General features: G+C 47.2%; 21 protein-coding genes. 12 read left to right on the forward strand and 9 right to left on the reverse strand.

What is annotated here, in order from left to right; translation table 11 throughout:
* Positions 1-985: 985 nt before the first annotated feature.
* The 6 genes from MEALZ_RS08085 to rplI all read left to right on the forward strand — a co-directional run bounded on the left by MEALZ_RS08085 (position 986) and on the right by rplI (position 4,689).
* Complete coding sequence (locus tag MEALZ_RS08085) at positions 986-1,468, forward strand: low molecular weight protein-tyrosine-phosphatase (RefSeq protein ID WP_014148139.1); 483 nt, start codon at positions 986-988, stop codon at positions 1,466-1,468.
* A gap of 176 nt (positions 1,469-1,644) precedes the next feature.
* Positions 1,645-2,367, forward strand: a complete 723-nt coding sequence (locus tag MEALZ_RS08090; RefSeq protein WP_014148140.1) for a dienelactone hydrolase family protein — start codon at positions 1,645-1,647, stop codon at positions 2,365-2,367.
* A gap of 212 nt (positions 2,368-2,579) precedes the next feature.
* On the forward strand, positions 2,580-3,017 hold the full coding sequence (rpsF, locus tag MEALZ_RS08095) for a 30S ribosomal protein S6 (RefSeq protein WP_014148141.1): 438 nt from the start codon (positions 2,580-2,582) through the stop codon (positions 3,015-3,017).
* Positions 3,018-3,041: 24 nt separating this feature from the next.
* Positions 3,042-3,269 (forward strand): 30S ribosomal protein S18, encoded by a 228-nt coding sequence (gene rpsR, locus MEALZ_RS08100; protein ID WP_014148142.1) that lies wholly within the window; start codon positions 3,042-3,044, stop codon positions 3,267-3,269.
* 16 nt (positions 3,270-3,285) lie between these two features.
* The gene (locus tag MEALZ_RS08105) at positions 3,286-4,185 is read left to right on the forward strand and encodes a DUF2232 domain-containing protein (RefSeq protein ID WP_014148143.1); all 900 of its coding nucleotides are present in this window, start codon (positions 3,286-3,288) and stop codon (positions 4,183-4,185) included.
* A gap of 57 nt (positions 4,186-4,242) precedes the next feature.
* A complete protein-coding gene (gene rplI, locus MEALZ_RS08110; RefSeq protein WP_014148144.1) occupies positions 4,243-4,689 on the forward strand; it encodes a 50S ribosomal protein L9 in 447 nt (148 codons plus the stop codon).
* Between the two features lie 86 nt (positions 4,690-4,775).
* Here rplI and MEALZ_RS08115 read toward each other — a convergent pair whose 3' ends face one another.
* Positions 4,776-5,138, reverse strand: coding sequence for a hypothetical protein (locus MEALZ_RS08115; protein ID WP_014148145.1), 363 nt, complete (start codon positions 5,136-5,138; stop codon positions 4,776-4,778).
* Between the two features lie 434 nt (positions 5,139-5,572).
* Between MEALZ_RS08115 and MEALZ_RS08120 the strand changes: the two genes are divergently transcribed.
* Both MEALZ_RS08120 and MEALZ_RS20960 read left to right on the forward strand, forming a co-directional pair.
* Entirely contained in the window at positions 5,573-5,962 is a 390-nt protein-coding gene (locus MEALZ_RS08120; RefSeq protein WP_052712519.1) for a C40 family peptidase, read from the forward strand.
* A gap of 368 nt (positions 5,963-6,330) precedes the next feature.
* Positions 6,331-6,780 (forward strand): methyltransferase family protein, encoded by a 450-nt coding sequence (locus tag MEALZ_RS20960; protein WP_014148147.1) that lies wholly within the window; start codon positions 6,331-6,333, stop codon positions 6,778-6,780.
* A 213-nt stretch (positions 6,781-6,993) separates the two neighbouring features.
* On the opposite strand, the gene MEALZ_RS08130 is transcribed toward MEALZ_RS20960, so the two are convergent.
* Positions 6,994-8,418, reverse strand: coding sequence for a multicopper oxidase family protein (locus MEALZ_RS08130; RefSeq protein WP_014148148.1), 1,425 nt, complete (start codon positions 8,416-8,418; stop codon positions 6,994-6,996).
* Between the two features lie 378 nt (positions 8,419-8,796).
* On the opposite strand from MEALZ_RS08130, the gene MEALZ_RS22650 reads away from it, so the two are divergent.
* Positions 8,797-10,248 carry an autotransporter outer membrane beta-barrel domain-containing protein gene (locus MEALZ_RS22650; RefSeq protein ID WP_223842380.1) on the forward strand — a complete coding sequence of 484 codons (1,452 nt, stop codon included), beginning with the start codon at positions 8,797-8,799 and terminating at the stop codon, positions 10,246-10,248.
* Positions 10,249-10,555: 307 nt separating this feature from the next.
* On the opposite strand, the gene MEALZ_RS23730 is transcribed toward MEALZ_RS22650, so the two are convergent.
* The 7 genes from MEALZ_RS23730 to MEALZ_RS08170 form a co-directional block, all read right to left on the reverse strand.
* Positions 10,556-10,687, reverse strand: a complete 132-nt coding sequence (locus MEALZ_RS23730; RefSeq protein ID WP_014148151.1) for a hypothetical protein — start codon at positions 10,685-10,687, stop codon at positions 10,556-10,558.
* A gap of 1 nt (position 10,688) precedes the next feature.
* Complete coding sequence (locus MEALZ_RS08145) at positions 10,689-11,870, reverse strand: AMP-binding protein (RefSeq protein ID WP_014148152.1); 1,182 nt, start codon at positions 11,868-11,870, stop codon at positions 10,689-10,691.
* The gene (pyp, locus tag MEALZ_RS08150) at positions 11,867-13,324 is read right to left on the reverse strand and encodes a photoactive yellow protein (RefSeq protein WP_014148153.1); all 1,458 of its coding nucleotides are present in this window, start codon (positions 13,322-13,324) and stop codon (positions 11,867-11,869) included. The genes MEALZ_RS08145 and pyp overlap by 4 nt, the downstream gene beginning before the upstream one ends.
* Positions 13,325-13,554: 230 nt before the next feature.
* Complete coding sequence (locus MEALZ_RS08155; protein ID WP_014148154.1) at positions 13,555-13,965, reverse strand: BLUF domain-containing protein; 411 nt, start codon at positions 13,963-13,965, stop codon at positions 13,555-13,557.
* A 636-nt stretch (positions 13,966-14,601) separates the two neighbouring features.
* Positions 14,602-15,870: a glycolate oxidase subunit GlcF gene (gene glcF, locus MEALZ_RS08160; RefSeq protein ID WP_014148156.1), complete on the reverse strand. Its 1,269-nt coding sequence runs from the start codon at positions 15,868-15,870 to the stop codon at positions 14,602-14,604.
* Positions 15,871-15,873: 3 nt separating this feature from the next.
* Positions 15,874-16,944, reverse strand: coding sequence for a glycolate oxidase subunit GlcE (gene glcE, locus MEALZ_RS08165; protein ID WP_014148157.1), 1,071 nt, complete (start codon positions 16,942-16,944; stop codon positions 15,874-15,876).
* 2 nt (positions 16,945-16,946) lie between these two features.
* Positions 16,947-18,401 carry an FAD-linked oxidase C-terminal domain-containing protein gene (locus MEALZ_RS08170; protein ID WP_014148158.1) on the reverse strand — a complete coding sequence of 485 codons (1,455 nt, stop codon included), beginning with the start codon at positions 18,399-18,401 and terminating at the stop codon, positions 16,947-16,949.
* Positions 18,402-18,776: 375 nt separating this feature from the next.
* On the opposite strand from MEALZ_RS08170, the gene MEALZ_RS08175 reads away from it, so the two are divergent.
* From MEALZ_RS08175 to MEALZ_RS08185, 3 genes are all read left to right on the forward strand, one after another.
* Positions 18,777-19,163, forward strand: a complete 387-nt coding sequence (locus tag MEALZ_RS08175) for a cupin domain-containing protein (protein WP_014148159.1) — start codon at positions 18,777-18,779, stop codon at positions 19,161-19,163.
* 358 nt (positions 19,164-19,521) lie between these two features.
* Entirely contained in the window at positions 19,522-20,406 is an 885-nt protein-coding gene (locus tag MEALZ_RS21750) for a phosphate-starvation-inducible PsiE family protein (RefSeq protein WP_014148160.1), read from the forward strand.
* A 664-nt stretch (positions 20,407-21,070) separates the two neighbouring features.
* On the forward strand, positions 21,071-21,925 hold the full coding sequence (locus MEALZ_RS08185; protein ID WP_046061053.1) for an OmpA family protein: 855 nt from the start codon (positions 21,071-21,073) through the stop codon (positions 21,923-21,925).
* Positions 21,926-21,994 lie beyond the last annotated feature (69 nt).

Consider the following 21,994-nt stretch of genomic DNA (forward strand, 5'->3'; position numbering starts at 1 on the left):
ACCCGATGCGCCGATTAGCTCGAAGTCGGTATTGCAAACTTTAACCCAATCGACTTAAGTGCTTGTCTATGGGCTGATTACAAATCCGACTGCTGGAATAGCGGGTTTTGCATATACCCATCATAGATCAAAATTCGACACCGGGGCGATCACCGGCGCCATCTTAGGAGCTGACGAACTTTGAAGTGCGAAGGGGGTGTATATCAAAAGAGCTGTTTAATAGAGTGGTCGCGAAGACTACACCGTTAATTAGAATAGCTTATAAATCGGCTAATGAGTATTTTACTTTAATAATAGTAAGGTTATATTGCTAAAAACGAATTTTATGAATTAAATCATAAAAATAACCTGCGTCATCATGCGCGTAAACATGAATCCGGAAACGGTTTGTCGCTTTTTTATCATGAATACTGTCTTAACCTAAGTTTTAATAATTGTAGAGCCTGTAGACTAACATATTGAATTATTTGAGTTAAAAGTTATCCCAGTTGTTGACCCAACCTTTAAAAACATGGCTGGTCTCTATACGGAACTATGATGTTTATTTTTAGTTATTCAATGCTTTATAAGCGAAAGGTGATAAAGCTTGGTTGGTTTGCTAAAGAAATCGCTGGTATGCGTCGTACAGAGTATGATCGCGGAAGTAGGGTCATTCGCGCTTAAAATTGCGGCATTGTCTGAGTCGCCTGCCCCACCGTGCCCGGTTTTTATCGGCTTGAAAGTATACATTGGATGAGATCAAATCGATACTCCAAAGAGTTATTGCCAGCAATTCCCAGTTTGAACATGTTCTCGGAGTTTAGTGTGTGGAGCATGCCTATTGCAACTTCGCTAGCCATGCACCATACCTTAATTTAATTTTTGAGTGCAAAGAGAGTAGTGGCGCTGTTCATAACAGAGGTAAAGTTAAGAGGATTCGATCCTTCAATCGTGATCAAGCTAATGTAAACTATAGGGCGTTTTAATCAAAAAAGATCGAACAGCTATGAAAAAAATCAAAGTTCTTTTTGTTTGCATGGGTAATATTTGCCGTTCTCCGACTGCCGAAGGAGTGTTTACCAAGCTAATTGAAGAGGAAGGGCTTAGGCACTTATTCGAAATCGATTCAGCAGGAACGCATGCCTATCATGTTGGCGAGCAGCCCGATTTAAGGGCTCAAAAAGCCGCAAGAGAGCGTGGTATCGAATTGCAACATTTGCAAGCCAGGAAAGTTATTTATGGGGATTTCGAGGGCTATGATTATTTGCTGGCGATGGATGACGACAATTATTCGATTCTGCTTGAAGCTTGTCCCGAAGTTCATCGGGACAAGATAAGTTATTTGTTGGATCATGCGCCGCATGTTGGTACGCGTGAGGTGCCGGATCCATACTACGGCGGTCGGTATGGATTTGAACGAGTGTTGGATTTGGTTGAAGAAGCTGCGGCGGGTTTTTTGAATCGCTTAAGAGAGAAAGGGGAGATATGACCCGGAAAAATTTAAATCCAAGTTGTACTGGTTTGGCTTAGGATTTCGTGAAAAATAACTTCCTGGTGCTATGAGTTTTATAGCGGGTTCGGTAACTCGCTTGACAGGACGCACCTGCGCGGAATTTAGATTTAAGATTGGTGTAATCTATAAATTCAATCAACGAGGAGAAAAATATGGCGATTGTGTCGAATACTGTCGACTATCTAGATGGCGATGCGGTTTTAGAGGGTTTTTTTGCCTATGACGATGCATTGAAAGGTCGGCGGCCTGCTGTGTTGATTAGTCATGCTTGGGGTGGGCGAGACGAATTTGTTGCCGTTAAGGCAAAAAAACTTGCAGAGTTAGGTTATGTCGGTTTCGCATTGGATATTTACGGTAAAGGTAAGCGAGGGGGTAGTGTCGAAGAAAATTCTCAATTGATGCAGCCATTTATGGATGATCGCGCGATGTTGCAAAGACGCATTGCTGCAGCATTGTCGGCGGTTAAATTATTGCCTTGGGTCGACGATCAAATGATTGCGGCTATCGGGTTTTGTTTTGGTGGTTTATGCGTGCTCGATTTGGCTAGGACGGGTGTCGATCTAAAAGGCGTGGCCAGTTTTCATGGTTTGCTGATTCCGCCGGACAATCTGTCTGCAGTTGATATCAAGGCTAAGGTATTAGTGATGCACGGTAATGACGACCCGATGGTGCCGGTCGACCATGTCGTGGCGTTGGAAAAGGAATTGACCGACGCAGGTGCTGATTGGCAAATGCATGTATACGGCAATACCGTTCATGCGTTTACAAACCCGGTGGCTAACGATCCTGGTTTCGGAACCGTTTATAACGCTCTTGCCGATAAGCGTTCATGGAAAAGTTTGGTTGCGTTTTTGCAAGAAGTTTTCGTGCGATAGGTATGAGCCAAATTGACTAAGCGTTCTAAGCAACAGGATGATACATTGATATTGCTGATTATCTTAACGCGCTTACCCTGAGAGAGTGAGCAATCGCTTGCCTGGTATGGGTAAAACATTTATAATCGTTGGTTTTGGCGCATTCCGTGCCATATCCTTGCTTTACCATCTTTACGACAGAGATGGAAGGCTTTTTCCCGAAAGGAGTAATCATGCGACATTATGAAATTGTCTTTTTAGTCCATCCCGACCAAAGTGCTCAGGTTACGGCGATGGTTGATCGTTACAAAGCGACCATTGAGGCTGCGTCCGGCAAAATTCACCGTCTTGAAGATTGGGGTCGTAGACATTTAGCTTATCCCATCAACAAGATTCATAAAGCTCATTACGTGTTGATGAACATCGAATGCGATCAACCGACTCTTGAAGAACTGGAAAGCGGTTTTCGTTTTAACGATGCAATTTTGCGGAGCATGACGTTGCTGAGAAAGGAAGCCGTCACCGAGCCTTCTAAAATCGCGACTTCGACAGCGGATGAAAATAAAGCGGCCGAATTAAAGGCTAAAGCCGACGCTGACGACTCCGATGCCGAAGAAGTCAAAGACTCGGCAAAAGATGATAAGGCCGACGAAACAGTATCCGAAGAATAACCGTTATTGAATCGAGAGAATATTATGGCACGTAACATGAGACGTAAAAAACTAAGCCGCTTTAGTACGGATGGATCAAACGAAATCGATTACAAAGATATCGATACTTTGAGCGAATATATTACCGAAACCGGAAAAATCGTTCCTAGTCGCATCACCGGAACTAGCGCCAAGCATCAAAGACAACTGTCGACGGCAATTAAGCGCGCGCGGTTTATCGCATTATTGCCGTATTGCGACGCACATAAATAAAATTTAAACCGGGCGTATGAAATTTTTAGCGGAATACATCATGCGAGGGAGGATGCAGGCCATCATGATTGCATCGACCTTGGCTTTAATATCGCTGATCATTCCCCCGGTAAGTATTGTAAGTTCGGCCACTGTTGCATTGGTGACGTTGCGCCGAGGCGCGTATGAAGGGCTATGGGTGCTATTATTTTCCAGCGCCGCAGCTGCTGCATTGGGCCTTTTGGTTTTAGGCGGATATCAATTTGCACTGCTATACGGTTTGGTGATGTGGTCGCCAATCTGGATTATCTCAATCGTTCTGAGAGAAGGCAGGCATTTGTCTCTTGCGGTTGAAATAGCGATATTGCTCGGTGCGCTTGGCGTGCTGGGGTTTTATCTTTATCAAGCCTCTCCGTCCGAATTTTGGCGGCCGATGCTGGAACAGATGATTAAGCCAATGCTGGAGTCATCGCCGGATGTGCCTGTTGACAATATCGAGCAATCGGTTCAGGCCATGGCTCATTATATGACAGGCGTTGTTGCTGCAGGTACTATATTTAGCCTTTTATTTGGGCTTTTTTTAGGCAGATGGTGGCAATCGATACTCTATAATCCCGGAGGCTTCAGGGCTGAGTATTTGTCCTTGAGTACTCATCCTCGTCTGGCTATAGGTAGCATCATCGTGATAGCAGTTGCGTGGTTTGGCAGCGGCATATTTTCGGAAGTCGCGTGGAATATCACAATTCTATTGTTTGTGCTATATACCTTCATCGGGGCTGCGGTATTGCATTTGATGCTATCAAGGATGAGCTCCGGGCGTTTTTTGGTGCCGATGTTTTACGTCACGTTATTGATCATACCTCATGTCATGTTTCCGGTTGCCGGTATAGGCCTGGCTGATGCGTGGTTGAACTTACGAAATAAATTTTCCAAATAATCCGGCGCCTGATGGCGCACAATAATTCGGCGATAGCCGAAACAGAGGTAGATAACGATGGAAGTGATTCTTCTTGAAAAAATTGCAAAACTAGGCAATCTAGGCGACAAAGTCAGCGTAAGGCCCGGTTACGGTAGAAACTTTTTATTGCCGAAAGGCAAGGCTGTTGCAGCGACCGCTTCAAAAATAGCTGAATTCGAAGCGCGCCGAGCCGAATTAGAAAAAGCGGCCGCCGAGAAATATTTGGCGGCTCAAACGAGAGCGGAAGTATTGAATAACCTATCGGTAACCGTTACTCATAAAGCTGGAGACGAAGGCAAATTGTTTGGCTCCGTCGGTACTCAAAACATTGCCGATGCATTGACAGAAGCCGGTGCAAAGATTGAAAAACATGAGGTGCGCCTGCCTGAAGGGGCGATTCGTCAAGTCGGCGAATATGAAATCGATATTGATTTGCATTCGGATGTTGTTGCAACCGTTAAATTGATTGTCGCAGCCGAATAAATCTCAAGTTCGTTTAACCAAGGCAGGACCTTTCTGCCTTGGTTGCCTTTTAATCATTGGTCTTCTATCACCCACCGTTCACCGGTCTAATGCTCCGGTGCCTTGATATCACCATCGTCTTTCGCAACTTGGTAGAAGTTAATGAATGAGGCAATGGCTTTTTTTAAGTCCTCCGATGCCGCTTGTTCATCAACAATGCCTGTCACGATCGCATAAGCAACGTTAAGATGAATATCTCCGTAGTTATATTTTTTATATAGAGATTTTGATGCGCTTGTTTCATGACGATGCACGCGATGACTTAATTCGCTACTGCTAATCGAACCATTGCGCCATTCAACAAAGCTTTTCTCCAGTTTCTTGAGCTCAAAAGCAAGTTCGTTTTCATAGGCTTGTGCGGCTAATTCTCGTAACTCGCGTTTTACCTTTTTAGAATAATTGTTGATCATGGTTTTTAACCTAGAAAAAGCATTTCACTATGAAGAATAAGAAGTTAATTCAATAGCTTGTTTAATGTTTGTACAAAGCTTTCATTCATCAAAGTGGTTTGCGGGAATGTTTAGGTGATCTTCCGGAATACCTTATATTCTTCATGGTTAATTAAAGCATTTTTATATTGAAAATGCGCGATTGAATCCCGCCAATTTCCGTTTGTCTTGAGCATAATCGAAAGTCTTCTACACGATTGGCGGATTTTATATTGCATAATATTTTTTTAAGTTTGCGCTAGAATTGACGGAAATATAATGATTTTATCGTAATCCATATGAGTTTTCCTATGCGCTTCTTAACTAGTGATTTAAAAATTATTGTTTTAGTTTTTGCGCTCGCGCTGTTAACTGCTTGTTCGGGAGGCCAGAAAAAAAATTCCTCAATAACTACTATGCCTAATTCCGAAACGGCATTAAAGCAAACGCTCTATGGCCATTACCGCGAATGGGCGTCGATTCCTTATCAATATGGTGGGCTTTCGAAATCCGGTATCGATTGCTCCGGTTTCGTTTATCTGACTTTCGCGAAAAAGTTAGGTGTTCATTTGCCTAGAACATCCGACCGCCAAGCGCAGCATGGGAAACCTATACCACAGCAGCAATTGAGAACCGGAGATTTGGTATTTTTTAATACGGGTCCTCAACAGCATCATGTCGGCATTTATATCGAGCAAAGAAGGTTCTTGCATGTCTCGACGATCAAAGGAGTTGCGATTTCCAGTTTAGATAATCAATACTGGTCCGATAGATATTGGAAGTCGGTGCGTGTGCTCAGTTCGTAATGAGCAACGAATTAAGCAATCCTAATCCGCTCATCGCGATTCAAATGGCTCTTACGGGGAGCGGTCCGACTATGGGGTACGAGTAGTTACCCTAATGTTTTGTTTGCCGACGGTAAAAGTACTTGTTTAGAACCTACCCCTGATCCCTTGTTGGTTGTCGATCGGAGTTAGATCGGGTCATGCAATAACGCATGACTACAATATCTGAGTCCATCAAGTAAACGCTCAGATTTCTTCTGATGCATTGCTGAAATTATTTGAGTGAGATAGGTATATATCGGAACGTTAACCTCGTTTATTAGTCAGATGTACGGTCAAACGTGTTTGACCGTACTATCCGAATCTAATATTCTTTACCTTTTTACTATATGTTTATTCAAGCGCTGTTGGCCTTTTTAGCATTGCCGGGTGTTGTTGCTTTCGTCGTTCCGGTGACTTGGCTTTGGCTGAGCGACCACACTAAGCTGGTTCAACCCTTAGGGATAGCGCCTTTACTTACAGGTGTCGTGGCTTTGTTTTGGTGTGTGTGCGATTTTTATGTCTCGGGCAAGGGCACTCTAGCCCCTTGGGCGCCGCCAACTCGTCTGGTCAATGTCGGTCTTTATCGCTATACCCGAAATCCAATGTATATTTCAGTTTTGCTGATTCTTCTGGGATGGGTGTTGTGTTTTGGCGCACCCGGACAGTTAATTTATACTGTTATTTTGGCTGTCGGTTTTCATCTTCGAGTTATATTGGGCGAGGAGCCGCTATTGGCGCGAAAGTATGGAGAGGAATGGGGTCATTATTCAAGTTGTGTTCCTCGCTGGTTTTACTGAAAATTGAGCTTTAATGGTGGCGTCTGGATTGGAAGTTACACATTTCAGAATCGAATACCAGATCACGGCCTCAGCTACAGCAATTCCCAATTTGGGGATCAAAAAGGGTATGGGGGTGTACTTGGCGAGCATCTCGGCGCCGAATTTTGACCTGCAATGGGTATAATTGTTCGCTAGCAATATTCCGTGATAATTCGTACCGAGATTTTCGGGTTATTGAATGCGTATCGTAGTCATCATACCGGCTTCGGCGTGTTCGAGAATATGGCAGTGTAGCGCCCAGAGTCCTTTGTCGATCGGCACCAAGCCTATATCGATCGATTGCTTGGGACCAATTAATACCGTGTCGCGCCAAAAGCCTTCCCGCACCGGCCGGCCGTCGACCGCAATGACTTGGAAGAATTGGCCGTGCAGATGCATCGGATGCAAGCGATAAGAAAGGTTGGTAAAGCGCAGGCGGTAAAAGCGTTGGGCTTGCAGTTTTTGCGCGATAATGTCGTGACCGCTGTGGCCGTCGATTGTCCAGGTGATGCCGTGCTCGCCTCCGCGCATTGCGTTCAACATGAACTCGTGCGTGACCGGAGCGTCGATGGCCGATCGCCAGTCCGGAAAATGCTTGGCCTGGATGGGTTTGAAGGTCGGTGTAGTTACGGCTGTCGTGTTTTTCACTTGTAACACGGCCAAGGTGTTGGTTTTTTGGCCGAAGCTATCCAAAACAGCGAATGTTTTTCCGGCCGCGTTTTTAGGAATGGTTAGGTCCAGATCGATGCGGTTGCCGGGAGCCAAATAAAAGTTTTGTAACCGTATGGGGCTTTGGGTCGGTAAACCGTCAACGGCGATAATCTGGGCTTCGATACCTTCCACGGCCGGCGCGAACACGCGGCCGTTGGCGGAATTCACCATTCTGATTCGAATGCGTTCGCCGGGTTTTACCGGAATCGACGGCCGGTACTGGCCGTTGACCGTCACGACGTTGCCCCAGCGCCCGTCATGCATCAAATCGTGACCGGTGACGAAACGATCGTGAATTCTTGCGCCTTTTTCCAATAGCCAGTCATCCACGATCCAGGCGAGATCTTGTGAATATTTCGGCTCGTCCGGGTTTTCGACAATCAATAGTCCTTGCAAGCCACGTTCGATTTGTTCGGGAGAATTGGCATGTGGATGAAACCAGAACGTGCCGGCGTCTTTCGGGGTAAATTCGTAGGTGAAGCTTGCGCCGGGTTCGATGGCCGGCTGGGTGACGCCCGGCACGCCGTCCATGGCATTTGGCAGTCTTACGCCATGCCAATGAATCGAGGTCGCTTGCGGTAACTTGTTGTGCAGTGTCAGCTTGAGCGTTTCGCCCAGCTTAATGCGGATAATGGGGGCGATTTTGCCGTTATAGGTCCAAACCGTAGTCTGGTAAGGCGGCAGGATTCCCCATTCGGCTTCGGCGGCAACCAGTTCTTGGCTTTGAACTTTATTCGAAGGCGAGGCAGTTTCCGGATAAGAACCGTGAAATTCTTGTTGCAATTGCTCGATCACCGCTTCGTTATCGACGGATAAGGTTTCTTCGGCATGCGGCAGCTTTGCAATCAATAGGCTCAGGCTGCAACATAACGATAATGGCAGCGAAAATGATAAAGATGATCTCATGCTTGTTCCTAAAGTAGTACTTGGACGAATTTGCACGTTGGATAACGGCAATCCGTGCGGGCTAACGACTATATAAATTAGTGAAATATTGGCTGAAAAACCTACGGAATCAGGAGCCGCGTTATTATGAGAGCGCTTACACGATATATCAAGATTGACCAAATACTAAGAACTAGTCTATTTTTAAAGCGAAAATTTTTTGATTTGATCATTGCTGGGGGAGCATGAAAAAAAAATTACATAAAAAGCTGATGAAATCGGTATTTTTAAATACGAGTTTGGTAGGGGTGATGGGGATGCTTTCGTTTACATCGCCGATAATACTGGCGCAAACGTTCGTGCCTCCGCCAAACCAAGAGCCGGATCAAGAATTTCCAGATCAAGAACAACCAGAGCCAGAACCAGAACCAGAGCCAGAACCAGAGCCAGAACCAGAGCCAGAAGCCAGAGCCAGAACCAGAGCCAGAGCCAGAGCCAGAGCCAGAACCAGAACCAGAGCCAGAGCCAGAGCCAGAACCAGAACCAGAGCCAGAACCAGAGCCAGAACCAGAGCCAGAGCCAGAACCAGAGCCAGATTCGTTCTCATCGAAGCCAATTGATAGAAGCTTGTTTAATACCACGCAACAAAATTTATTAAGCACTTTTTTTAACCTTTGTGATTCAGACACCAATCTTTCGGCTAATATGAGGGCGCGTTGTAATGCCTTTAGTGGTTTGTCGTTCGATTCTGCGAGGACGCAAGGTATTGTTCGGGCCGTTTCTCCCGAACAAGTCGTGCAACAAGGTACGCAGGCGACTCGAATCACTGCCGGCCAGGTCGGGTTAGTTGAAACAACTGTGAAGAACCGGATTTCCAATTTGCACGCCAGTCTTAACGCGAGGAGTCAATACGCCGGAGGTCTTAAGTTTTACCAAAATGGTCGGCCCATAAACGGATTAGGGGGGGCGGCTGGCGATGATCTTGGATTCGGTAGCAACTTAGGCGTTTGGCTGAATATGAATATTCGGGTTGGCGATGTGAATACAACGTTTGAGCAGCTCGGCTTTAGATATGACAATTACGGATTTACCGGGGGCGCCGACTACAAGCTAACCGATAATTTAGTATTGGGTTCCGCTTTCAGTTATCTGCGCTCAAATTCCGTGTTTGGTCTAAATATGGGTGAAACCACTACAGATACTTATACAGGATCAATTTACGGGACTTATTATTTTTGGGATAACTTTCATCTTGATGCGATTGCTTCTTATGGTGGCAATGAATATCAAACGACTCGAAGGATTTCTTATACTATTCCCGGAGTTGAAACTTTTAGCGCGGAAGCCACTGCAACGCCTGGCGGTAATCAGCATGCCTACAGCCTTGGCGTCGGATATGACTTTTCATACGGCCCTTTCAGCTTGACGCCCTATTTCAGGGGTAATTATATCGGACTGTCGGTCGATTCTTACCGGGAAAGCGGCGGTGCCGGTTGGGGGATGGCATTTAGCGATCAGAATGTTGAGTCTTGGACTACAACTTTAGGAGGAGAAACCTCCTATGCGATCAGTTTGCCTTTCGGTGTCATTTTGGCTCAATTTAGGGCCGAATGGCATCATCAATATAAAGATGGGAGCAGAACGATTGGGGCTAGTTTCATAGATGATCCGAGTGGACAACGATTTAATGTGGTAAGCCAATCCCCTGATCGTAATTTTGCGACGCTAGGAACCAGCCTTTCCGGAACCTTTGCCGATGGGTTGTCTGGATTTATCTCCTACGATGTGATGCTCGGCTACCAAGATATAAGTAGTCACAGTATCAATTTTGGTGCCAGAATGGAGTTTTAATTTTTCAACCGACCGAAAAGGAGGTTAGTTGAATCATATGTAACCCTCCATAGAATCATAGGTATCTACACAAGTTTTCAGCTTTATAAGGCAATTAGTTAAGTTAATTTTTCTGTAATCTAGGATAAAAAAGTAGACTAAAAACTTCAATTTTTAGTCTTTATCTTCATGAAAAACCAGAAGAAACTTTATAACAGCATGATTTTAAATGATAAAGATGTGTAGATACTTATGCCATAGAATAGGGGGGGTATTCATGATCAAATCCTAAACGATTATACCTTTCGCACTTCAAATTTCGGCAGTACTATTGTGAATAGGTGTCGGCTGAGTCGTAGCAGAGATAAGCATCGGCGACGCGGGTCAAACGAAAGCCGGCCGTTTGCAGAATGCTTTCTACGATGCCGATGGGGTGCTGTCTTAGGATTAAAGGAGTCATGTTAATCCCAATCGCATAGTTTACCCATCTCATTTCGCGGCAATTTTGAGCCTAGCGTAAAATGTTTGGGTATCTGTGTACTAGGCAGTCGAGTCGATAACCATGAAAACAGTTCGTCTATCAACATAGATGAGTTTAGTTGGCTGTCTTCATTTGGTACGATGTATGCCTTCAGTCGTTTTCCGTCGAACCTAACGACCGATTCGTGGATGGCAGCATGCTGTTTGATCTCTGAGGCAATCGCTTCGAGACTAACATTGGTTCCGGCGACTTGGATTTGTCCGTCTTTACGTCCTTGAACAATAAAGTGTTTTTTATCTAGCCAGTGTAGTTTGTCTGGAATGTTAGCGCTATGAAGATGGTTGCGAATCGAATCGTTAACGATTTGCCAATAAGGGAACAAAGAAAACGGCTCATCAGGCTTTTTTCGATAGCCAATGCCTCCAGTTTCGGTTGCTCCGTAGATTTCAATGGTATCTGCGTTTTGCGCTAATAAAGCAGCGAGTATTTTGGACGTACAAGGTGCGCCGGCCATAACAATCGTAACCGAACGCGGCAACCTAAGACCCGAACTTATCCAATGTTGCCAAAAGTCAGGTATTGAGACAATCATGTCGCCATCCTGTAGGGTTTTTTCTAATGAAATCGGTAAACGTTGGCGCCCATCTATCACTTCCGGCCGATTGATTAATCTGCTCGGCAATGCCATTGTAAAAATAAAGCCGTAGATATGTTGAGCCGGAATCAAAGTCCAGATTCGACGAACAGCGCTATTGCCGGTTAACAAATGCTGAGCGATAAAATCGACTTCCTGCTGAATATGAGCAAGGGGTATTGTCGTAACGACAGGAGGGGATGTCGATCCTGAGCTGGAAAAGCTGATGAAGTGATGAAAATTTTCAAGACTCGCTGTCGCGATCTCTTTCCAGCCGTTGACCGAAGGTTTTGCAAGTAAGAAATCTTCCAGCCCGGAATCCGCAATATGCAACATTTGTGCGAATGCTGTTGCGCAATCCACTAATTCCAATGAGTCAATGTTTAGCGGTGAAGCCAACCAGTTCTCTGAAAGCATAACTGCTTGCGGAGACGGCAAGTGAGCGCCAGGGCGTAATCGACTTATATGTCCAAGTACGAAATCGACAATCAATCGGCGCATATTGGCGCCGTTTTGCCACCACATCATACACGTTTAACAAAAATCCAATAGGTATCGCCACTCAGTGATTTTTTCATATGCACTTTAACTTTGGTCGGACGCATGTTGTAATCAAAAGTGTATTCGAATTTTTTGTTGAGAAAGCCCATACGAGCCCCTTTGTCGAACTCGCCTTTAAATAGGGGAGTGTCTGTACAGGGGGCGACTTCGGTGAAAAAGTTTCGACCGATGACTTCTTTCGGATTACGTCCGGTTATGTCGCCTTCTGCGGAGTTATATCGCAAAATGCGGCCGTTTTTATCCAATTCGATTGCACCGAATGCAATGCTATCCAGCTCTTCGCTGCTCATTTTACGCATAGCGCTTTCGATATCGTCGCGTCCGAATTCGACAATGCTGGATGATAGTGTGTTGGTTTTAAAGTTGGAAACCAATTTTTCCAGTTTTTGCGCGCGCTGTGACAGGGCTTGACTCACTTCTTGATTTTGATTCATCGCCTGAGCGTTTGCCTCGGCGAGTTCATTAATACGAAGCATGCTTTGGCTAATATCGGTTGCTACGCTATTTTGATCGCGAGCGGCTAAAGCGATTTGTTTTCCCATATCGTAAACCGAATCCACTCGATGGTCGATTGTATGCAGAGATTCTCCGGCCTTATTGGCTTGTTCTACACAGTTATGCGCTTGTGTCGTACCTTGTTCAATCGCACCGGTTACTGCTTGTGCTGATTCTTGCAGGTCGGCAATGATGGCATGTATTTGTTGAGTGGCTTCTTGCGTATCAAAAGCGAGTTTTCGAACTTCATCGGCAACAACGGCAAAACCGCGACCGTGTTCGCCGGCTCGAGCGGCCTCGATAGCAGCGTTCAATGCTAAAAGATTCGTTTGATCGGCAATTTTAGCGATAGTGTCGATTACGTCGCCGATGTTGTGACTGCCCTGGTCGAGTCGACTGACCGCCGATTGCATGGATTCCATTTGATTTGCCAACATGCCGATCGAGGACATTGTTTCATTGACTACTTGTAATCCCATTTTGGTTTGTTCTTTAGCGTCGGAGGCGACTTTTTGAGTCGCCTCGGCATGCTCGGCCGTTTCATTTGATGAAACAGTCATCTGAGCACTCGCTTTGACGACCTGATCGGTCTCTTGTTGTTGGGAATGTGCAAGACCGATACTTTGGTGAGTATTACCGGCAAATTGCTCGACAGCAACGTTAAGGTCGTCCGAGGTTCTTGCGACTTCTTCTATGATTTGATGCAATTGGCTTGAATAATCGTTGAAGGCGGAAAATAAATTTCCCAGTTCATCTTCATTTGGATATTCAAAGCGAATATTCAAATCTTTTTGCATGTTTTCCAGTCGCGAAATGCCTTTTTTAATCGGAGCGGCGAGGTTTTTCTCTAACAGTATATTGAGCATAATAACGACCAGCGCTATAAATGCTATCAGTATGCCGAGAAAAATATAAGCGATTTGCAAAACCTGAGATCGTACTTCTACCGATAATGTATTAAAAACGTCATGGTTTTGCAGAGAGAAAGTAAAGATTAGGCTCGCTATAAAGAAAAAAACACTGCATAAAAAGACAGGGACAGTTAATCGAGACTTCAATGTGTCAGATTTTGGCATAGTAGTGGATTAAAGTAAGTTGCTCAGAAAGGTCAGCCGGATATTGGTGCTTGGATTCAAGATATTCTGATGGTTCCTATTTAAAGTGTCGCGCTTAATTCACACAACATTGCATGAGCAGTGGCGCCGCTCATCTTGAAAGGATCAAATTCCAAATTGTTTGAAAAACGCAACAATAATGCTTGGTTTTCTTTGGTTAAACCTAGATATCCCATATGCCAATTATCAAAATCTCGGGCTATTATCTCGCGGTATTCCAACAAGGTTGTATCGAAATGGCGTTCATCTTCAAGAATATGACGGTACAATTCATTGACAGCTGTACGCGAGCCTTCCAATGATTGTAAAAAATTATAACCATTGAAACACAACATCCCAGTAATGCCTTTTTGGGCATTGGCTTTGCGGGCAACTTCTAAAATCTGCTCGACATCGCTCGGTCCGAAACCTTTTCTTGCTCTGCTGGCGTATATCAGTCTGACTAAATACATTGCATACCTCGAGTTCATTGCTGGAGAAATCAACTGAATCGATTAATATAGTAATTGATTACCCAGTAAAAAGTAATCTGATTAAAAAGAAGCTTCGGCTTGTCGAGGCTAATATCTTGACGGGGTCCAATCGAAGCAGCTGCAGCTTTAACATATGTATCAGCAATAAGATATATATCAATAGCATCAGGTTGGCGGGAGCAGGGGGGATTTTTGATCCGGCGAAAAATTGGCACGAAGCAGTTATCCTAATAAAAAGCATTTCCTGATTAGCAAGATGCTTCAGCTTGCCGAAGCCAAGTGTCCGAGCAGTGACCAGTCGTAGCCACTTCTGCGGGACGGGTTATTTAACCCGTCCCCAACGTTTCGGTTTGCCCTAAACATTTCGGCTGACTTCGGCCAAAGTCAAAACGTTTAGGACGGGGTTGCAAGCCCCGTCCTGCTAGGGATATGCTGGTTTTTGGGCTTTAGCTGAAGAAAACTTGCTAATCAGGAAGCATTTTGTCCACGAAACACACGAAAATATTCAATTGCTTAATTTTCAAGCCGACCACCCAATGGATGATTCAAGAGCTTGATATACCCCCTATGATGACTTTAGTATATTTCGTGATTTTCGTGGACGCATTGCCGAATTTAGGGATACCGATCTCCCGTTTCTCCGCACAAAACCCGATCCAGAATTTCGATCCAATGCCGAATCGGTAGTTGGGTTCCGTTTTGCAAATGCATCTGACAGCCGATGTTCGCGGTGACGACGATAGCCGGATCGTCCCGGGTCAAGGCGGCGATTTTGTTGTCGCGTAGCTGCCGGGCGATGTGCGGCTGTACTATCGAATAGGCGCCGGCTGAGCCGCAACACAAATGAGCATCGCCGACGCGGGTCAATCGAAAGCCGGCCGTTTGCAGAATGCTTTCGACAACGCCGTCGAGCCGCTGTCCGTGTTGCAGCGTGCAAGGCGCGTGAAACGCGATGGCTTCGGCGTCTGGCATCGGGCAGTTTTCCAGTAGGCGAGTCAGTTCGGGCAGTTCCGCGGCGACGATCTCGCCGATGTCTTTGGCCAGTTCCGAAACGCGGGCAGCCTTTTCGGCATATGCCGGATCGTGTCTCAGCAGATGGCCGTAATCCTTGACCGTAACGCCGCAGCCGCTCGCCGTGACGACAATCGCTTCGATCGGCTTATCGGGATCTGCAATGTAGCGCCACCAGGCATCGATCAGACGGCGCATCGCATCCAGTCCTTCGGGTTGTGCGTCGAGATGATAGGCGAGAGCGCCGCAGCAGCCGGCTTGTTGCGCTTCGACGAGCGTTATGCCGAGTTTGTCCAGCACGCGTTTTGCAGCGTGGTTTATGTCGGGATTCAACGCGGGTTGCACGCAACCCTGCAGTATTAGGATTCTGCGCGAATGATTGGCCGGCGGCGAGTTTTGCCGAATTTTCGGCTGGGTCGGCACCATTCTTTGCAATCGTTTGGGCAGCAAGGGCCGGGTCAATCTGGCCGATTTCAATAAAAACGCAAACAATCCTCGATTCGGCAGCACCTTACGCAACGTAAAACGGAGCATCCGCTCGATCGGTGAGCGCATTATCGTTTGTTCGACTTCATTGCGGCCGATATCGAGCAAGCGCGCGTAGTCCACGCCTGAAGGACAGGTGCTTTCGCAGGCGCGGCAAGTTAGGCAGCGGTCCAGGTGCAGTTGCGTCTTCCGCGTGACTTGACTGCCTTCGAGAAGCTGTTTGATCAGATAAATCCTGCCGCGCGGGCTGTCGAGTTCGTTTCCCGAAAGCTGGTAGGTCGGGCAGGTCGCAAGACAGAAGCCGCAATGGACGCAGCTACGCAGTATCGTTTCGGCTTCGCGGCCTTGCGGCGTATTTTGAAATCGTTCGTCGAGTCGGGTCTGCATCGTTCAAAACTCCGGATACAGGCGCCGCGGATTGAAAATGCCAACCGGGTCGAATTGACGTTTCAGGCGTTGATGAATTTTCAACAGGGCCGGCTGCAGCGGATGAAAGGCCGGAATGCTCGGGTCGTTGCCGCGGAACAGCGTCGCATGTCCGCCGGCCTTTTCGGCTTGTGCGCGAACCGCTGTCGCATCATAGTCTTTGGCCGCCGCAAACCAGCGTAGCGCGCCGCCCCATTCGATCGCTTGTTCGCAGGTGATCGAAAACGGCGGGGCAGTGGGCTTGACTGATAAACGCCAGAGCCTTTTGTTGTCGCGAAAAAAGGGATGCGTCTGATTTTTGATCGATTCCCAAAAGCTCAGATTGTCGCCGAATTCGTCGCCGCCCAGCTTGACGTGCGCGGCATCAACGGCGGACTCGATGCCGGAGAGCCGGATATAAAGACGCCGGTCGATATGGCAGGTTGCCGAGACCGGCAGCGTTTGGCCGGCGCAGTGCCGCATCGTTTCCAGTGCCTGCTCGACCGGCAGTTCGAAACAGAGCGTTCGTTCGGTTTCCGGTTTCGGTAGCACTTTGAGCGAGACTTCGAGCAGCACGCCCAACGTGCCCATCGCGCCGGTCATCAGGCGCGAGACGTCGTAGCCGGCGACGTTCTTCATGACCCGTCCGCCGAAATTCAAAATTCGGCCCTGGCCGTCGAGCAGTTTGATGCCGAGCACGAAATCTCTGGCCGCTCCGTTATAGGCGCGCCTGGGCCCCGAAAGCCCGGAAGCGATACAGCCGCCCAGCGTCGCCGTTTCGTTGAAACCGGGCGGTTCGAAGGCCAGCATCTGGCCGTGTTCGCTCAATAGGCTTTCCAGTTCGTTCAACGGCGTTCCGGCTCGGACACTGACGACCAGTTCCGTCGGATCGTAATCGACGATGCCGCGATACGGTCCGGTTTCCAGCTTCGAATCGTGCAGTCCTTTAGGATTGCCGTAAAAGTCTTTGCTACCGCCGCCGCGAATGCAAAGCGCCTGTTTGTTCTCGTTCGCTTTGACGACGCATTCTGTGAGTTGTTCGACTATCGCTTCCATGTTCAGAATCTCGGTAAATCCGGAAACTTTTCGTCGCCGCGATGGACATGCATCGCGCCGAATTCGGCGCAGCGGTGTAGTGACGGAATAGCCTTGCCGGGATTTAGCAGCGAATCCGGATCGAATGCGGCTTTGACGGCATGAAACAGGTCGCGCTCGGCGTCGCCGAATTGCAGGCACATTTGATTCAATTTTTCGATGCCGACGCCGTGTTCGCCGGTCAAGGAACCGCCGGCCTCGATGCATATTTCGAGGATTCGCGCGCCGAAGGCTTCGGCCTTTTCAAGTTCGCCGCTCCGGTTTGCGTCGTATAGAATCAACGGGTGCAAATTGCCGTCGCCGGCATGAAACACATTCATGCAGCGCAGTCCGAATTCGGAAGACAAGTCTTCGATGCGGCGTAGAACCTCGGCGAGATGCTTGCGCGGAATTGTGCCGTCCATGCAGTAATAATCGGGCGAGACCCGGCCGGCCGCCGGAAAGGCGGCCTTGCGCCCGGCCCAAAAACGCCGGCGTTCGGCCTCACCGCGCGCGGTATCGATGCGGACCGCGCCGCTTTCGCGCATGATGTCCCGTATTTTCTCGATTTCTTCGGCAACCGCTTCGTTCGAGCCGTCGGATTCGCATAATACGATCGCGGCGGCATCGGGATCGTAGCCTGCATGAATAAAGGCTTCGACGGCCGCTATCGTCATCTTGTCCATCATTTCCAGACCGGCCGGCACGATGCCTGCCCGGATAATGTTCGCGACCGCCGCGCCGGCTTTTTTGATGTCGTCGAATGCGGCCATTACTAATTGCGCCGCTTCGGGTTTCGGCAGCAGTTTCACGGTGATTTCGGTGATGATGCCTAGCATACCCTCGCTGCCTGACATTAGAGCCAGTAAATCGAAGCCGGGACTGTCGAGCGCTTCCGAGCCGATTTCGAGCACATCGCCCTCGATAGTCAACACTCGCAGTTTCAGGATATTGTGCACGGTCAGTCCGTATTTCAGGCAGTGGACGCCGCCGGAATTTTCGGCGACGTTGCCGCCGATCGTGCAGGCAATTTGCGATGACGGGTCGGGCGCGTAATACAATCCGTAGGCTTCGGCTGCTTCGCTGATCGCAAGATTCCGCACGCCGGGTTGCACGCGCGCGGTACAGGCCACGGGGTCGATTTCGAGAATCTCGTTCAGTTTGGCGAGGGACAGCAATACGCCGTCGGCATGCGGCAGCGCGCCGCCGGAAAGTCCTGTGCCGGCCCCGCGCGCGACGACCGGAATTTTTTCCGCTTCGCAGATTTTCAGAATTTCGATGATCTCGGCTTCGCTGCCCGGTAAAACCACGACGATCGGTAGTTGCCGGTAAGCCGACAGTCCGTCGCATTCGTAGGGTCTGAGGTCTTCGGTCTCGTACAGCACCGATTCGGTCGGCAGAATGCTTTGGAAGGATTCGACTAAATTGGCGTGACGCATCTTGAAATGATTCGAAAGTGAATACGTGGGGAAATCGCTTAACATAACAGAAAATTCGTTTTTCCCTAAGGTGTGTTGTATATACTTCAGCAATTCTCAGTTTGAGCAGTTTCGCCGATTTTAGGGGGTGGGGTATGCCTGTCGAGGAACGCCGTAAACCCATCCATGGGGGCTTGGCGGCAGCTCGAACGCCAAGGATGGCGTGAATGCAGATTTTGCAGGAGCAAAAATCTGCAAGCGCCAAGCATACCCCACACCCTTTTTGATCTCCAAATTGGGAATTGCGGACTAATTGGTATAGAAAACAGGGTGATGCATAATTCCCCCGTTCTTGATTAATTCGATTAAATCTTCACGCAATGCCTGGAAAAATCAATGCAAGCATCGATCAAAAAACTAAACCTCGAAGATGAATTTTACACTCCGGAGCAGTGTTTCATTATCGAGCAGTCCAATAGCGGCGACGATCCGGACGTGTCCATTGCAAGGGCCCGCGTCGAGCCAGGCGTTACGACACGCTGGCATCGCCTTGTCGGAACCGTCGAGCGTTATGTCATCATACAAGGCTTAGGACGGGTTGAAGTCGGAAGTTTATTGCCGCAAGAAGTTGCGCCCGGCGATATCGTGTTGATTCCTCCAGAGTGCCGTCAACGGATTGCCAATATCGGATCGGAAGATTTGATTTTTCTTGCGATCTGCACCCCACGTTTTTCGGATGCTGTTTACTTTGATATCGAAGATCATTCGAAGGGATTAGCATAGATGTAAAGCTACTCCTTGCCAGGTGATTTTAGATTTTATCTCAAGCTCCTCAAGTTCTACTCGGAAACGACACTCGCATTATCTTTGCTTGTCAGCGCCCAATCTCAGCTAGTCAAAAAGTGCAGGGAATGATTCAATTTCATTGTCGAAAGCTATAATTGAGGTATTCTATTTTTAGAGGTTCATTAGGTTTTATAATCGGCCGCTTAGATTTTAAAAAACCATTCTAAGTATCGAGCCGGAAATCACGCATCTCGTAAATTTAGCTTGCTGACTCGATGAAAGCAATTAGGGTAACCAAACCATTAGGTTAGCAATTAATCGCTCAATAATAATTATAAATTTTGGAGGGGTAAACATGTTAGTCCGTATGCTTTATATCAGTTCGGCGACTAGTTCGATGAGTGATGAGGATATGTTGAACATGCTTGAGAAGTGCCGAATAAATAATGCTGCTCGCAATATTACCGGCATGTTGTTGTACTGCCAGGATACCTTCGTTCAAGTTTTGGAAGGCGAAGATAAGGATGTAGACGCGCTTTTCAACTGTATTAAAAAAGATCCGCGTCATAGCGGGGTCAACATCCTTGAACGTAAAGTTGTTGATAAAAGACAGTTTCCCGATTGGAGCATGGGATTTAAAAAAATTACCGATGCGGACTTATCGAATGTGGAAGGACTTAATTCATTTTTTGAGCATGATGCCGGGTCGGATTATTTCATACACGAGCAAAACATCGTTTCGCTGCTAATGCAGCATTTTAGAAAAAAATATCAAGCTCAAATGGCTCACGCCGAATTGCCCACGGAAGATGTGAATCCTCTGATTGGAAGTTTGCATAAAACAATCATTAAAGCCGTCAATGTTTTAGCCGTTTTAATGGTAGCGGTGATCCTATTCGGAGTTTGGGATGTCGTTGTCGTTATTTTCGATAAATTATTTACTCCGCCTTATCTAATGCTGACAGTCAGCGATATCTTGGCAACTTTCGGATCGTTCATGATGGTTTTGATTGCCATCGAAATTTTTATCAATATTACGCTGTACCTACGTACCGATGTCATTCCGATAAGGTTAGTACTTGCAACCGCAGTTATGGCGGTTGCTCGGAAAATTATCATCTTTGATTATAAAGCGATCGATCCGCAGTATGTTTATGCATCAGGCGTTGTTTTACTGGCTTTAGGCGTTACTTATTGGATTGTTGGAAAGTATCACTCGGAAGAAGATAAAACGATTTAAGATTTTGTCGCAAATATACCTTTCGCACTTCAAATTTCGGCAGTGCCTGAGGAGGCGCCGGGGTGCTAGGTCGACTTTTGCTCCTGCAAAATCGACATTCACGCCATCCATGGCGCTCGCAAAGGCTTTGCCAGCATGGAGCCTACAGGGACGTATTCACGGCGTCCTTTGACGTGCACCCCGGTGCCGAATTTTGATCTACGATGGGTATAATTTCCGTATTTTTGGAAAGTTCAGTTGCTCGATTGACCGATACTAAGAGAGTTCTTCACTTAAGGCTAGGTGAGGGACTGAGGGAATGTCAAAGTTTTTGGCGACCCCCCGCATAAGCGCCAACTTAAAAGAAGGAACGCGTCATTCTTCCTGGGATTGGCGGAATCCAGGGCCACGGATGGCAATGCGTAGCACCACATCAATGTAACATGGAGATAGACAACCCATACCGATATAACGAATAAAGCCATAAACGCACTATAGAATAGGCACTAAGTTGGCGCTTATGCCCCCGTGCCTTGCATACGCTATTGCCGAAATTTTATGCGATAAGTGTATCTCAAAAATCATGCAGCTAAATATTGTTCAGCTCAGCTTTAATTTAGTGTTTTAATCTGTACCAATAAAGAACCCTTAATGGCTTCAAATTTATCTATGAGAATCTATGTTCATGAAAAATAAATGTTTAATACTGGCTGTTAGCTCCGTACTTTTATCGGCTTGTGTGACCGATCCTTACTCCGGGCAATCCCGGATGAGCAAGACTGCGATGGGAACCGGCATAGGCGCGGCAGTAGGTGCCGGCGCCGGCACTTTATTCGGCGGTAACGACTGGAAAAATGCGGGCCTGGGTGCACTAGCCGGAGGCGCGGTCGGTGCTGCGGTCGGTCTGTATATGGATAATCAAGAACAAGAGATGCGCGAATCCTTGCAAGGTACCGGCATCGAAATACAAAGAAGTTCGGAAAATACACTCAACCTGACGATGCCGAGCAGTATTACGTTCGGCTTCGATTCCGCGCAATTGACACCCCAGGCGATGACCGCCTTGGATTCCGTTGCCAATATTTTGAATCATTATCCCGAATCTAACATTACGGTAACCGGACATACCGACGATGTCGGTAGCGAAAGTTATAATCTTAAATTGTCCGATCAACGGGCCGGCGGTGTTTCAAATTATTTGGTTCAGCGCGGAGTCAATTATGCTCGGATCACACAGCAAGGGATGGGGAAATCGATGCCGAAAGTCCCCAATACTAGCGAAGAGAATCGAGCTCAAAACCGGCGTGTCGAATTGGCCATCGTCGCTACTCAAAGCTCTGCACCTCAAGGAGCTAATCCTCAGCAGCAACCTCAAGGGGGTATGCAGCAACAGAATTATCCTCAGCAACCACAGGGAGGTTACCCGCAACAGGGCTATCCCCAACAACAAAGCTATCCTCAGCAACCGCAGGGTGGTTATCCTCAACAATATCCGCAACAACCCGGTTATCCGCAGCAGCAATATAATTATCCACGATGAATTCTTGGTCGATTCATAGGATACAAGATAGAAACGAGTTATAGACTTCGCGTGTCGATTAGGTCGTGA

It is taken from the genome of Methylotuvimicrobium alcaliphilum 20Z (assembly GCF_000968535.2).
Lineage (GTDB): Bacteria > Pseudomonadota > Gammaproteobacteria > Methylococcales > Methylomonadaceae > Methylotuvimicrobium > Methylotuvimicrobium alcaliphilum.